Below are 14988 nucleotides of genomic sequence, written 5' to 3' on the forward strand. Positions count from 1 at the left end.
AAATATAAATTTATATTTCAAGTTACTTCAAATGGTAAAAAAATGTAATATTAAACATATAATATTGTCATGTTTTTATTTTAATTATCCATACTAATTATTCATCGATGAAATATATTAACGCTATTTAAGGTAACGTTAATGCCATTTAGGCTCTATAACTAAAAATACAATTTATTTTCTCTCAATGATTTAATGAAAAATTATCATTCTCATCCCCCCCCCTGACTTCATCATTTTAAATTTATTTCCATTAGCACTCTTCATCATTATCTTTAACTAACTCCGCTTATCATTAATTAAATTTCATAACACCAAATTAGTGTAAAGTTTCATTTTAATAATTTAATCATGCAAAAAATAACACCAAAATGAATTTCATAATGGTGCTAAATAAATGGTTTGATAAAAATGAAAGAAAAAATTTAAAGTTAAGCCATTAATGGGGATGGAGTGGGTGGTCGCTCATCATTGATAACTCGGCCAAATCGAGTGCCACCGCTGTTCCAATCATCAACAGCAGCAATAATCTCTGCTTTTGTACGTCCTACAAAATTCCACCACATCAACACAGGCTCATTTAAAGGCTCACCACCTAAGAGTAAAATATGGCTTCCAGCAGGAAGCTGAATTGATACTTCAGTACCATTATTACCTAGGTAAATAAGTTCATTTTCATTATAAGTTTGACCTTCAATGATACCCTTCCCCTTAATGATAAAAATACCATACTCAAAATCAGGGCGTAAAACTAAAGCCTGCGTTGATAGACTATGTGCAACGATATCCAAACCAAGTAAAGGGGAAAAAGACAAGGTTGGCGCTTTATAAGAAAGATATTCACCGACTAATAGGTGAAAATTAGCGCCCTCTTCCGACCAATGAGGTAAAACAGGGTAATGGTCAAAGCGAGGGAGAGTCTCTTTAACCACTTCCGGCAATGCAATCCATAACTGAACGGCATGCAATTTATGACTTTCACCATGAGTATCTTCTGAATGACTAATTCCATGACCCGCTGTCATTAAATTAACTTGTCCAGGGCGAATAACTTGCTCAAAACCTAAGCTATCACGGTGAAGAACTTCACCTTCAATCATCCAAGTGAAAGTCTGTAATCCGGTATGAGGATGCGGTGAAACGCGCATTCCTTCTGAATCACCGTTAAAAACTGTCGGACCTGCATGATCGAGAAAACACCAAGCACCAATAAGACGCCGTTCTTTAGTGGGTAAAACTCGAGCGACAGGGATACCACCAACATCTTTAAGTCGTGCTTTTATTATCTGTAAACCCGACTTGTCATTATGATTATGAATGCGCATTTCTACCTCATGTTCATGGCTCAAATCTTCATGTATCGATGAATATCAATGGCGAATATCATTATATTCTGGTGTTCTATCAAAGATAGCTTTGGCAAATGGGCATAGCGGGATAATTTTACGCCCTTCAACACGCATCCGCCCCACTACCTTAGCAACTAATTGTTTCGCAATCCCTTGCCCTTTCAAACTTTCATCGACAACAGTGTGATCAATAATCGTCAGCTCATCACCGGTATAGACAAAGGTAATCTCCGCAAGACGAGTTTGCTTGTCATCGGATAAAACAAAAAAACTATTATGGTCAGATTGAATGTTATGCATAAGATCCTCTCTCTCGTTAGTCACTCTTAGATTTAGCCTAAGTGAGTTACTGCTAAAAGACAATCATCCGCTTTCGTTGGTGTGATTCAAATATTTTGACATTATTTATTCCACATGCAGTGATTGCTTTATATACATTAAAAATCACAATCATTAGAAAATGATTATTCCTATAGAAGTTAAAGTTATATTGAAAATACTATTAATTATATTTAAATTTCTCAATAAATTATTAACCTGAAATATCAAAGCAATCATTTTTAGATATGATATGAAATAAAAACCCTAAATAAGAGTGGGTGCACTATTTAAAACTAGATTATCAAATTAAAATAAAACTAAAAAAAAAGCCAAAAAACATTTGTTAATATGTGCGAATTAAATTTAATTCAATTCAGTTTATCTTAATTTAATGTTATATTTTATTTAATAAATTAGTATTAATTATTATAGGAATCATTATAACTAGCTGATTTAGAAGAAGAATAAAAACAACCCACAATAACTAAAGTTAATTATTACCAAGTAAACTATTAACTTTAGTTATTATCAAGAAATAAAGACTTGTCTATTGGAAATATTAAATAGTATATAGAGAGCACATTGTTATTATTACTCATTGAAATCATAATATATTAAAAATCAAAGTGAATTATCAAAATAACCCATGAGGATATTAAATTGTCAAAAATAAATAAAGAAGTTATTGAATTAATAACTTCAGGTTATTTTAATGACCCTTTTTCAGTATTAGGAATACATAAAACTAATAATGAATATTCACTTCGTGCATTTTATCCGAATGCACTCGAAATTTATGTATTAGATAAAAAATCATCTGAGATCTTAGTAAAATTAGAACAAATCAAACAAAGTGGTTTCTTCATTGGTTCTTTGGCTGCCTATCCAGAGAATGGCTATAAACTCAAGATCAACTGGGGAGAGGCACAGCAAATTATTGAAGACCCTTATCGGTTTGGCACTCTAATACATGACCTCGATGGCTGGTTACTCGCAGAAGGCAAACATTTACGCCCTTACGAGTGTCTTGGTGCGCATCCAGCTTGTCTTGATCATGTTCATGGTATCGTTTTTACCCTTTGGGCGCCTAATGCACGAAGGGTATCTGTTATTGGCGATTTTAACTGTTGGGATGGACGTCGCCATCCGATGCGCTTACGTAAAGAGATCGGCATTTGGGAGTTATTTATCCCTGATATACAGGTTAATCAGCTATATAAATATGAACTTATCGACCATAAAGGCCACTTACGTTTAAAAACTGATCCCTATGCGTTTAAAAATAGCTTATTTCCGCATGCTGCCTCGGTAATTTCACCATTACCCTTATGTAAACCATCTGTAGAAAAAGAAACTCAAACAAATCAAGCTGTCGTGCCCATCTCTATTTATGAAGTACATTTAGGATCATGGCGACGACATGCTCATGATAATAGCTGGTTAAGCTATCGAGAACTTGCTGAGCAATTAATTCCGTATGTAAAAGAAATGGGCTTTACTCACATTGAATTAATGCCAATTAGCGAGTACCCCTTTGATGGTTCTTGGGGTTATCAACCCGTTGGTTTATATGCACCAACATCGCGTTTTGGCAGTGTCGAAGATTTTATCTATTTCATTGATACTGCACATAAAAATGACATAAAGGTACTACTAGATTGGGTACCTGCGCATTTTCCGAGTGATGAATGTGGCCTCGCCGAATTTGATGGGACAGCACTCTATGAATACGCTGATCCACGGGAAGGTTTTCATCAAAACTGGAATACCTTGATTTATAACTATAACCGCTACGAAGTTGCGAATTTCCTTGCGGGTAATGCCCTATACTGGTTAGAGCGTTTTGGTATTGATGGGTTAAGGGTTGATGCTGTTAGCTCAATGATTTATCGAGATTATAGCCGTGAAGACGGTGCTTGGATCCCAAATAAATTCGGTGGAAAAGATAACCTCGAAGCCATTGAATTTTTGCGTTATACCAACAATGTTATCAAAAAAAATTGCCCTAATGCCATCGTTATTGCCGAGGAGTCAACTGACTACCCTAAAGTCACTCACCCGCCAGAAAATAGCGGATTAGGCTTTGATTTCAAATGGGATTTAGGCTGGATGCACGATACCTTAAAGTACATGGCTTTAGATCCTATTTATCGACAGTATCATCATAATCAAATGACTTTTGGCATGCTCTATGCGCACAGCGAACAGTATATTTTACCGCTTTCTCACGATGAAGTTGTCCATGGTAAAGGCTCTTTGTTGGCCAAAATGTCCGGTGATCATTGGCAAAAATTCGCAAACTTACGAGCTTATTATGGCTTTATGTGGGGACACCCGGGTAAAAAATTACTGTTTATGGGCAATGAATTTGCTCAAGGACGTGAATGGAACCATGATATCAGCCTCGATTGGCACTTATTAGATCCTATCCATAATGGTTGGCACAATGGCGTACAAAAGCTTGTTCGCGATTTAAACCATTGCTACCAGCAAAATAGCGCTTTATATCAACTCGACTATTCCCCTGAAGGCTTCGAATGGCTCGTTGTTGATGATCATAAAAATTCAGTGTTTGCTTTTGCTCGTCGAGATGAACAAGGCAATGAAATCATCGTTATTGCTAATTTCACTCCCGTTATTCGTGAAAACTATCGCATTGGACTTCATAGAGAAGGAAAGTATTCAGAGATCATTAATACCGATTCTGAATATTACCGTGGCAGTAATGCTGGCAATATGGGCGCGATTAAAACTGAACCGGTTGCTTGCCACCATAAGCCCCACTCTCTTTGTTTAATTCTGCCTCCTTTAACAACTTTATATTTAAAAAGGGAGACAAACAGTGCAAAAAATTGATTTTGAATTACAAGCTGGTCACCCATTTCCGCTTGGCTGTTTGGTTGACGATGAAGGCATCAACTTTGCCCTTTATAGCCAACAGGCGCAAAAAGTTGAATTATGCCTGTTTGACTCACAAGGAAAGGAGAAACGTTACCCATTAATGCAAGGTGAAAATGCTATTTGGCATGGTTATTTGCTTGGTGCCATGGCTGGACTCCATTATGGATATCGCATACATGGCCCTTGGCAGCCATCAAAAGGGTTGCGCTTCAATCCCAATAAATTGCTTATCGACCCTTATAGCCGCGCGCTGAGCGGAAAAGTTAATGATTACAGTCAATTTATTGATAATTCAGACAACATTAGTCTTATCGACAATGGAGCAAGCGCACCAAAATCGATTGTTATAGATGAATTTTATCAATGGGGAGCTGATAAGCACCCGAACATACCTTGGTCAAAAACCGTTATTTATGAGGCTCATGTTCGTGGTTTAACTCAACAGCATCCCGATATACCCGAAGCGATCCGCGGTACTTACGCGGCTATCGCTCATCCAGTCATGATCAACTATTTGAAAGCGTTAGGGATCACTGCTCTTGAGCTACTGCCCGTGCAATATCATCTCGATGAACCTCGTTTACAGAACCTCAATCTCACCAATTATTGGGGATACAATACGCTGGCACCTTTTGCTATTGAGCCATCTTATTGGTCAGAAAGCCCAAATAGTTCACCGCTTTCAGAATTTCGTGACATGGTTAAAGCCTTACACAATGCTGGTATTGAAGTCATTTTAGACATCGTTTTTAACCATACTGCCGAGCTCGATTTAAATGGACCAACCCTATCGTTTCGCGGGATTGATAACCAAACTTATTACTGGCTAACAGAAAATGGTGACTATCAAAACTGGACCGGTTGTGGCAATACGTTGCGTTTATCTCATCCCACAGTGAAACAATGGGTGATTGATTGCCTGCATTTTTGGGCTATCGAATGCCGTGTTGATGGTTTCCGTTTTGACTTAGCCAGTGTGCTGGGTAGAACACCTGAATTTTCACCTAACGCGCCACTCTTATCGGCGATCACGCAAGACCCTATTTTATCTAAATTAAAGTTGATCGCCGAGCCGTGGGATATCGGTATAGGCGGTTATCAGCTTGGTCATTTTCCCGCACCATTTGCTGAGTGGAATGACCGATTCCGCGATGATATGCGCCAGTTCACGTTAAATGGCGGTATTTCTCTCGCCAATTTTGCTAACCGTTTTGCGGGTTCGAGTGATATTTATCAGCCGAGTCAACGTCTACCTTATGCATCAATCAATAAGATAACTTCACATGATGGTTTCACCTTAAGAGATCTGGTTAGCTTTAACCATAAGCATAACCAAGCTAATGGTGAGGAAAATCGCGATGGTACCGACAGTAACCACAGTAATAATCATGGTTATGAAGGGTTAGATGCCCCTTTGCATATTCAGCAATATCGCACTCAAAGTTGTAAGCACTTACTCACATTCCTGATGTTGTCACTCGGAACACCGATGTTGCTTGCGGGAGATGAGTTTGGAAATAGCCAACAAGGCAATAATAACGCCTACTGCCAAGATTCCCCTTTGAGTTGGTTAGATTGGCAAACTCGAGATGAGCGTCTTTTTCTATTTACCAAACAGCTCATTGCACTGAGAAAAAAAATCGCCACATTAACCGAAGGTCAATGGTGGACAGGCGAAGTTTTACCCAATACAGGGAATAAAGATGTTGAATGGCTCAATCAGCAAGGAGAACCCTTAACGACCGAACAATGGCATACGGTATCTCCCTTACAAATATTGCTCGATGGCACATGGCTATTGATTATCAATTTAACAGCACAAACCCATTATTTAAAACTCCCCGTTGGTCATTGGGTGAGCGTCGCAGGCTTTGAATGTGCCAATGAGGCTATTAACACGGAAAATCATCAAATAAATTCCTTTAGCATCAATTTATTAACCAATTTCATTCATTAAGAATTTTTAGAGGCAATTTATATGCTTGAAGAAATGTTAGCGCTTTCTCATTCAAATTCAGCGCAACGCTTAATGCTAGCAAAACAATTACCAAATAAAACGGTCGCACTTATATTAGCGGGCGGGAGAGGAACACGCTTAAAAGCGCTGACGAATAAACAACCCAAACCATCACTTTTTTTTGGGGGAAAATTTAGAATTATTGATTTTACATTATCGAATTGTATTAATTCAGGTATCTACCGAATTGGCGTATTAACGCAATACTACTCTCATTCATTAATTCAACATATTCAACGCAGTTGGTCATTTCTAAATGATAAAGAAAATGAATTTATTGATATTTTGCCCGCACAACAAAAACAGGGAAATGATGGGTGGTATCAAGGCACTGCAGATGCCATTTTCCAAAATTTAGATGTGATAAGTCAATATGATGCGAAATATATCATCATTTTAGCTGGGGATCACATCTACAAAATGGACTACTCCCAAATACTACTAGACCATGTGGAAAAAGGCAGTAAATGCACGGTTGCTTGTATCGAAGTACCGAGCGCAGTGGCATCTGGATTTGGCATTATGGATATTGATGAAAGTGAGCGGATTATTAATTTTATTGAAAAGCCTTCACACCCGCCCTCAATCCCTGGAAAACCGGGTTTTTCATTAGCGAGTATGGGGATCTACGTCTTTGATGCGCAATATTTATATCAACTTTTATCTGAAGAAAACACGGTTATCGAAACCCACCATGACTTTGGAAAAGATTTAATTCCAAAGGTCGTTGAGCAAGGTGCCGCGTGGGCACACCCATTTAGTCGGTCATGTATTTCTTCTGAATTTAACAGTGATGCACCGCCTTATTGGCGTGATGTCGGCACGATTGATGCCTATTGGAGTGCAAATCTTGACTTAGTCTCCACAAAACCAGAATTGGATATGTATGACCACAATTGGCCGATCCGTACTGCGATGCCATCATTACCACCGGCAAAATTTATTCAAGATAGTGCCCAGATGCAAGGCGTGATCATTAATTCTCTGATTAATTCTGGCTGTATTGTTTCCAACTCCAAGATTATTAATTCAGTTTTATTTCAAGAGGTTAGAATTAACCAACTTTGTCATATCAACGCCGCCGTGTTGCTCCCTGAAGTTCATGTGGGATCGGCTTGTCGCTTAAAGCGCTGCATCGTCGAACAAGGCTGCAGACTGCCAGATGGATTGATTGTTGGGGAAAACCCTAAAGACGATGAACGACGTTTTTATCGTTCCGAAGGGGGAGTGGTGCTCATCACTCAAGATATGTTGAATAAACTGTAAAAAGGATAGAGATAAAAATGCGAGTGTTACATGCATGTTCAGAGCTATTTCCGCTGCTAAAAACGGGAGGACTAGCGGATGTATTAGGTGCGCTTCCTCAAGCACAAATTGCCGCTGGAGCAGACGCACGTTTAGTCATGCCTGCTTTTCCTGCTTTACTCAACTCAATAGAAAATAACATTATAATAAACAGCGTAGAAACGTTTGCAGGTCAGGTTGCGCTACGCTTTGGTGTCTATGATGGCATCGGAATTTATCTCATTGATGCGCCGTACTTATATCAGCGAGAAGGAAGCCCTTACCACGATGACGCATTACATGCCTATGCCGATAATTATAAACGTTTCGCACTACTCGGTTGGATGGCTTGCGAGCTTGCGTGTGGCCTTGACCCACAATGGTGTCCTGAAATTGTTCATGCTCATGATTGGCACGCAGGGTTATCCGCAGCTTACTTAGCGACTAAAGACTACCCTGCCCGCGCCGTTTTAACTGTGCATAATTTAGCTTATCAAGGGTTATTTTCCGCTAAACACTTTGATGAACTTCAGCTTCCTAAGCATTTTTTTACACCGGAAGGTCTCGAATTTTATGGGCAAATTTCCTATCTGAAAGCAGGAATTGTTTATGCTAACAAAGTGATATTTGTCAGCCCAACCTATGCCAAAGAAGTGGTCACCGCCGAATATGGTTGTGGGTTAGAAAACTTACTCAAACAATGCCAATCTCAAGGCAAGCTCGTCGGCATTCTCAATGGTGTCGACTACCAAATTTGGGATCCTAAAATAGATACGCTGATCCCAAGTAACTACGCACTTAGAGATATGCAAGGCAAGCTTAAATGTAAAATTGCCCATCAAACAGAAAACGGCTTAACAGTGACGGATAAAGTACCATTATTTGGTATTGTCAGCCGCTTAACCTCCCAAAAAGGCTTGGATTTGTTACTGGCAGCGATACCCAATTTATTAAATTTGGGAGGACAAATTACCCTATTAGGCTGCGGTGACCCTAATTTACAAGAAGCTTATCAATCACTCGCACAAAAATATCCAAAACAAATCGCTGTGCGGATTGGTTATGACGAAGCTTACGCACACCAACTGATTGCAGCCGCTGATGTTATTTTAGTACCAAGTCGCTATGAACCTTGCGGGCTAACACAGCTATATGGTTTAAAATATGGCGCAATTCCTCTAGTTAAGCATACAGGCGGTCTTGCCGATACCGTTCGCGACTGCTCCCTTGAAAACCTTGCCGATAAGTCAGCTACGGGTTTTGTTTTCTATGACAACCACGACGTCCCATGCCAGCACAACAATGTACCCCAATACAACCAAATAACGGAATTAAACCGAGCCATTCGTCGCGCTTTCGCACTTTGGGCTGATCAAGCTAAATGGCGACGTGTTCGGCGCCAAGGCATGAGCATGAACTTTAGCTGGCAATTGTCTGCGGAAAAATATCTTTCTTTATATCAAAGTATTACATGATTTATTCGTCAGGAAGTTTTATTCATTATTCACATGCATATATACCCAAAATAATTCGAGTTTCAGGTAGGCGACAAGCAAAGATAGCCTGATAAACATAGGTTAACTATATGATTCAGGTAGCTGAGTGTAGTCAACAACGCTGTAACTTGAAGTATGGCGGGTATATACCCAAAATAATTCGAGTTTCAGGTAGGCGACAAGCAAAGATAGCCTGATGAACATAGGTTAACTATGTGATTCAGGTAGCTGAGCGTAGTCAACAACGCTGTAACTTGAAGTATGACGGGTATAAGGGAAAGGAAAATATGGATACAATATTTAGCATCAAAACTAAAGAAGAACGCATCAATATTTTAATCGATTCTATTCAACAAAAATTAAAATTTATGGTTGGTAAAGATCCAGCCATCGCCACTAAGCACGATTGGTTAAATGCCATTTCCTATGCGATACGCGATTTAACGGTTGATCGATGGCTACAGTCTATTCGCACATCATTATCACAATCTGGTCGTACTGTGGCCTATTTATCCATGGAGTTTCTTATTGGGAGAACCTTATCCAATACATTATTGAATTTAGAAATGTACGATGATGTTGCTGCTGCACTCAGCAAAATGGGGTTTAAATTAGATGAAATTGCCGAGGAAGAAGATGACCCCGGTTTGGGAAATGGGGGGCTAGGAAGATTAGCAGCATGTTTTCTTGATTCACTTGCAACACTCAAAATCCCCTCTGTCGGGTTTGGCATTCGTTATGAATATGGCATGTTCCAACAAAATATTATTGATGGCCAACAAGTTGAATCAATCGATAGATGGTTACAATATGGGAATGCATGGGAATTCCCACGCTATAACTTGTACTATAAAATCAAATTTGGTGGCCGTGTTCAACTAGAGGGTAAAGTCGCTCGCTGGATTGAAACAGAAGAAGTGTTAGCGCGTGCCCATGACCAAATTATTATGGGATATGGTTGCCATGCAACAAATACCCTACGCTTATGGTCAGCCCATGCCACCAACGATATGAACCTAAGTAAATTTAATCAAGGTGACTACTCTGCGGCAGTGGAAGACAAAAATTTTTCAGAAAATATGTCTCGCGTACTTTATCCAAATGATTCCACTGAATCCGGCAAAATATTACGCTTAGGACAAGAGTATTTTCTAGTTTCCGCTACCCTACAAAACATTCTTCATTTTCACTATTTAGTGTATGAAACCTACGATAATTTAGCAGAAAAAATCGCTATTCATCTCAATGATACACACCCAGTTTTAGCGATCCCTGAGTTAATGCGTTTGCTAATTGATGAGCATGAATATGCTTGGCAAGACGCATGGGCTATGGCAGAAAAAATTTTCTCTTACACCAATCATACCTTGATGAGTGAAGCACTAGAAAGATGGCCAGTCGATTTACTTGGTCGAGTTTTACCGCGCCATTTGCAGATTATCTTTGAAATTAATGATCATTTTCTTAAACAAATTAAACAACGTTACCCCAACGATCCTGACTTACTTACCCGACTATCAATTATTGATGAATCCCATGGACGCCAAATTAGAATGGCGTGGTTAGCGGTTGTCGGTAGCTATAAAGTCAATGGCGTCTCGCAACTTCACTCCGAGTTAATGACAAAAGAAATATTCGCTGATTTCGCCAAAGTATTTCCAGAGCGTTTTTGCAATATAACCAATGGAATCACTCCGAGACGCTGGCTAGCTTTGTGTAATAAGCCCTTAGCTGGACTTATCGATGATACAATAGGCAAAGAGTGGCGCAAGGAGTTAACCCTTTTATCTGAATTAAAACAAAAAGCAGACTACCCTTTGTTTATTGAAAAAATAAAGGCCTGTAAATTTGAAAATAAAGTTGCTCTCGCGACATATATTGCAAAGAATCTGAATATCATTGTTGACCCTAATGCCCTATTCGATGTGCAAATCAAACGTATTCACGAATATAAACGCCAATTATTGAATATCCTGCAAGTTATTGGGCGCTATTATCGAATACTCCAATCACCCGAAAAAAATTGGGTACCAAGAGTGGTTATTTTTGCGGGAAAAGCTGCGTCATCTTACGTTAATGCAAAAATGATTATTCAGCTCATCAACGATGTAGCAAAAGTGATCAATCATGACCCGAGAATAAAAAATAAACTCAAAGTGGTTTTTATTCCTAATTACGGTGTCAGTTTGGCGCAACTGATTATTCCAGCGACTGATTTATCTGAGCAGATTTCGTTAGCGGGAACAGAAGCATCAGGAACCGGCAATATGAAATTTGCCCTAAATGGCGCACTCACCATTGGTACTCTTGATGGTGCAAATGTCGAAATTAGAGAACGAGTCGGTAAAGACAATATTTTTATTTTTGGCAATACCACCGAACAAGTTGAAGAACTACGTTCAAAAGGCTATGACCCACGCAAAATTTATGAAGAAGATGCCGAGATCCATCAGGTATTAAACTCCTTGGTTTCAGGAATTTTTAGCCCCGAAGATCCGAATCGTTATTACCCTTTATATGACTCATTAGTTAACTTTGGAGACCATTACCAACTATTAGCTGATTACCGTTCTTATGTAAAAGCCCAAGATGAAGTCGATAAACTTTATCTAAAACCTGACTTTTGGGCACAAAAAACGGTCTTTAATATCGCCCAAATGGGGTACTTTTCATCTGACCGCACGATCCAAGAATACGTCGATAAAATTTGGCAGGTGAAACCAACTTTGTCGTCTTGTTAAAATAATCAATCGCGCCGTATTGTTATTATTGCGGCGCGATTTGATGGTTATTATCAGTTACTCATTTCGATATTCTTTTGGCGTCATACCGCACTCTTTTTTAAAGATAGAATAAAAATATTGCAGCGAGGGATACCCACACATGACAGATATTTCTTGTACCGGCAAAGAGGTGGTCATCAGTAAATTTTGCGCGCGCTTGAATTTTTCTTCATAAATAACAGTATGAATTGTTTTTCCAATTTCTTTTTTAAAGCGTTGCTCTAAATTCGATCGAGACATATTTACAGCATCAAGGACTTGCTCTGTTTTTATTCCTTTACAGGCATTGTAATAAATAAAATGCATAGCTTGGACTACGGTAGGGTCTTTAAATGAATGAAAATCGGTTGAACGCCGCTCAACAATTTTAACCGGAGGCACAAGAATACGTTGCAGTTTCTCTGATGGATGCCCTTCTAATAACTGATGTAATAGCTTTGCGGCTAAATAGCCCATTTGTCGAGAACCTTGTACCACCGATGAAAGTGCAATACGCGACAAATAACGCGTCATATCTTCATCATCAATACCAATAATACTAATTTCTTCGGGCACATTAATATTTAAATTATCACAAACTTGAAGAAGGTGGCGTGCCCGTGCATCCGTTACAGCAATAACCCCAGTTTGTGGCGGTAATGTTTGGATCCAATCTGCTAATCTATTTTGCGCGTGTTGCCAGTTTTCCTGTGTAATATCCATTCCATTATAGATGATCCCAGGATATTTCTCGCTCGTCACCAGTTGGCGAAATGCGTATTCTCTTTCATTAGACCAATGCGGATAGTCTTTAATAGGTAGGCCATAAAAGGCAAAATGCTTTAACCCTTTTTGCTTTAAATGTAAAAATGCCTGATAAACTAATTCATTATTATCCGTTGCAATATAATGAACAGGTGGATATCTCTGAGCCTCGTGAAAAGATCCCCCAACACCAACTACCGATAATGTTGACTGACTTAAATGTGAAGCAATAACCGGGTCATCAAAGTCGGCAATAATACCGTCGCATACCCAATTATTAATATTATCAAGGCGGGTTCGAAAATCTTCTTCGATAAATACATCCCAATGGCACTGTGATGCTTGAAGGTATTCACCAACGCCTTCAACCACTTGTCTGTCATAAACTTTATTTGCATTAAATAACAGTGCAATTCGATAATATTTATCTTTTTTCATTTTTTATTTCCCTTGCCCGTCTCTATCACATTGAGCCATACCTGCAACTCTATCAAAATTCACTCACTATGCTATACCCCAAAATAATTCGAGTTGCAGGTAGGCGACAAGGGAAGATAGCCCGGTGAGCATAGATTAACTATGCGATTCGGGTAGCTGAGCGCAGTCAACACCCCTGCAGCTTGAAGTATGACGGGGGAGGTGTGATGACTATCACACAAGCTAAATTTCATAATACCAAAGCAAAAAATAGGAATAACCAATAAAAAATACAAAGCGTATTTTGTCTTTAACTATATTGCCGAAGAGGTGTTCCATGTACCACGATAATTTTAATAAAATAATTTCTAGGCAAAATACCTATAGTGCAAAATGGTGCCATAATAATGCCAATATCATTCCTTTGTCTGTTGCTGATATGGATTTTCCTGCTCCTGAGTTTATTATTAATAAGCTTGCAGAGTTTAATCATAAAGGAATCTATGGCTATACAAGTCTTAGCCATGATTGGAACAATGTTGCCGTAAATTGGTTTAAAACACAGTATCAATGGACAGTGAATCCCGAACACGTTGTTTTTTGCCCGCGAATTATTCAAGCCGTCTCCCTGTTTATGCAAAATTTCACCGGTATTGGTGATAAAGTGACGACCCTTTCACCGGCTTATCATCCGATAAGTAATGCCGTCAACGTCAATAATAGAGAATTATTAGAAAGTACACTCATTTACCATGATGGAAAATATTCCATTGACTTCGATGACTTAGAAAATAAATTTAAACAGTCTGTCTGCTTTATTTTATTATCACCTCATAATCCTACAGGCACTGTTTGGCAACATGATGATTTATTAAAAATTGCTGCTTTAGCCGAAAAACACCAAGTCTTTATTATTTCTGATGATGTTCACGCTGACTTTATTTTTGATGACTTTGTTTATTATCCAATCTCGTCTTTGAATAGTTATGTGGAACAACATTCGTTTATTTGCACTTCTCCTGCAAAAACATTCAATTTAGCCGGGCTAGAAATCGCCAATATTATTATTGCTAACACGGAATACCGTCATAAATTTATCCATTGTTTAATCGCCGCGGGTATCCATAATCCCGGCTATTTCACTGTGCCGGCTTTTCTTCAAGCCTATACCTTTCAAGGCCAACAATGGATTGGCGAGTTAAAGCAATATCTCACCGATAACCGACGTTGGGTACAAGAACAATGCCAACGTTATTTCCCTGATTGGGTTATTACCCAAAGCCATGGCACTTACATGCTGTGGATTAATTATCAAAAAATGCAGTTAACCGAAAAACAACTTAAACATTGGTTTATTTCATTAGCCGAAGTAGAAATGAGTTGGGGAAGTGGATTTGGTGTCGCTGGTGACGGCTTTTTCCGTATTAACATCGCAACGCCACGTTCAACTTTAGAAACCGTATTTACTCGACTTATTCGTACTTTACCCTACGCATGCTCGGAATAAATAAAAATGAAAACAAAAAAAACACCTAGGACGCCTACATTACTTGAATCACTCTTTCCTATTTTAACCATGGTCGTGTTACTCGGAGGAGGCTATGCGGCCTTTGATCTTCCTCCTGAACCATTAATGGTTCTTTCTACCGTTGTGGCTGGTTTATTGGTTAAACCCG

General features: G+C 38.9%; 9 protein-coding genes and 1 pseudogene. 7 read left to right on the forward strand and 3 right to left on the reverse strand.

The genetic code is table 11. The annotated features are described in order from the left end of the window. Window positions 1-431: 431 nt before the first annotated feature. Together M998_RS08385 and M998_RS20060 are read right to left on the reverse strand one after the other, a co-directional pair. On the reverse strand, window positions 432-1325 hold the full coding sequence (locus M998_RS08385) for a pirin family protein (RefSeq protein WP_068440145.1): 894 nt from the start codon (window positions 1323-1325) through the stop codon (window positions 432-434). Between the two features lie 45 nt (window positions 1326-1370). Next, window positions 1371-1649, reverse strand: a complete 279-nt coding sequence (locus tag M998_RS20060) for a GNAT family N-acetyltransferase (protein ID WP_068440142.1) — start codon at window positions 1647-1649, stop codon at window positions 1371-1373. Between the two features lie 681 nt (window positions 1650-2330). Between M998_RS20060 and glgB the strand changes: the two genes are divergently transcribed. From glgB to glgP, 5 genes are all read left to right on the forward strand, one after another. Further along, window positions 2331-4526 (forward strand): 1,4-alpha-glucan branching protein GlgB, encoded by a 2196-nt coding sequence (glgB, locus tag M998_RS08395; protein WP_068908405.1) that lies wholly within the window; start codon window positions 2331-2333, stop codon window positions 4524-4526. Beyond that, complete coding sequence (glgX, locus tag M998_RS08400; RefSeq protein ID WP_232007519.1) at window positions 4513-6528, forward strand: glycogen debranching protein GlgX; 2016 nt, start codon at window positions 4513-4515, stop codon at window positions 6526-6528. The genes glgB and glgX overlap by 14 nt, the downstream gene beginning before the upstream one ends. A 21-nt stretch (window positions 6529-6549) precedes the next feature. Then, entirely contained in the window at window positions 6550-7854 is a 1305-nt protein-coding gene (gene glgC / locus M998_RS08405) for a glucose-1-phosphate adenylyltransferase (protein WP_375342648.1), read from the forward strand. A 17-nt stretch (window positions 7855-7871) separates the two neighbouring features. Continuing rightward, the gene (glgA, locus tag M998_RS08410) at window positions 7872-9347 is read left to right on the forward strand and encodes a glycogen synthase GlgA (protein ID WP_068908407.1); all 1476 of its coding nucleotides are present in this window, start codon (window positions 7872-7874) and stop codon (window positions 9345-9347) included. 308 nt (window positions 9348-9655) lie between these two features. Further along, the gene (gene glgP / locus M998_RS08415; protein ID WP_068908408.1) at window positions 9656-12109 is read left to right on the forward strand and encodes a glycogen/starch/alpha-glucan family phosphorylase; all 2454 of its coding nucleotides are present in this window, start codon (window positions 9656-9658) and stop codon (window positions 12107-12109) included. A 57-nt stretch (window positions 12110-12166) separates the two neighbouring features. On the opposite strand, the gene M998_RS08420 is transcribed toward glgP, so the two are convergent. Then, a complete protein-coding gene (locus M998_RS08420; protein ID WP_068908410.1) occupies window positions 12167-13333 on the reverse strand; it encodes a XylR family transcriptional regulator in 1167 nt (388 codons plus the stop codon). Between the two features lie 316 nt (window positions 13334-13649). On the opposite strand from M998_RS08420, the gene M998_RS08425 reads away from it, so the two are divergent. After that, window positions 13650-14819, forward strand: a complete 1170-nt coding sequence (locus M998_RS08425) for a MalY/PatB family protein (RefSeq protein WP_068440128.1) — start codon at window positions 13650-13652, stop codon at window positions 14817-14819. A gap of 6 nt (window positions 14820-14825) precedes the next feature. Continuing rightward, a pseudogene (locus tag M998_RS20065) lies at window positions 14826-14988 on the forward strand (Na+/H+ antiporter NhaC); the annotation flags it as partial.

Source organism: Providencia heimbachae ATCC 35613, from assembly GCF_001655055.1.
Classification (GTDB): domain Bacteria; phylum Pseudomonadota; class Gammaproteobacteria; order Enterobacterales; family Enterobacteriaceae; genus Providencia; species Providencia heimbachae.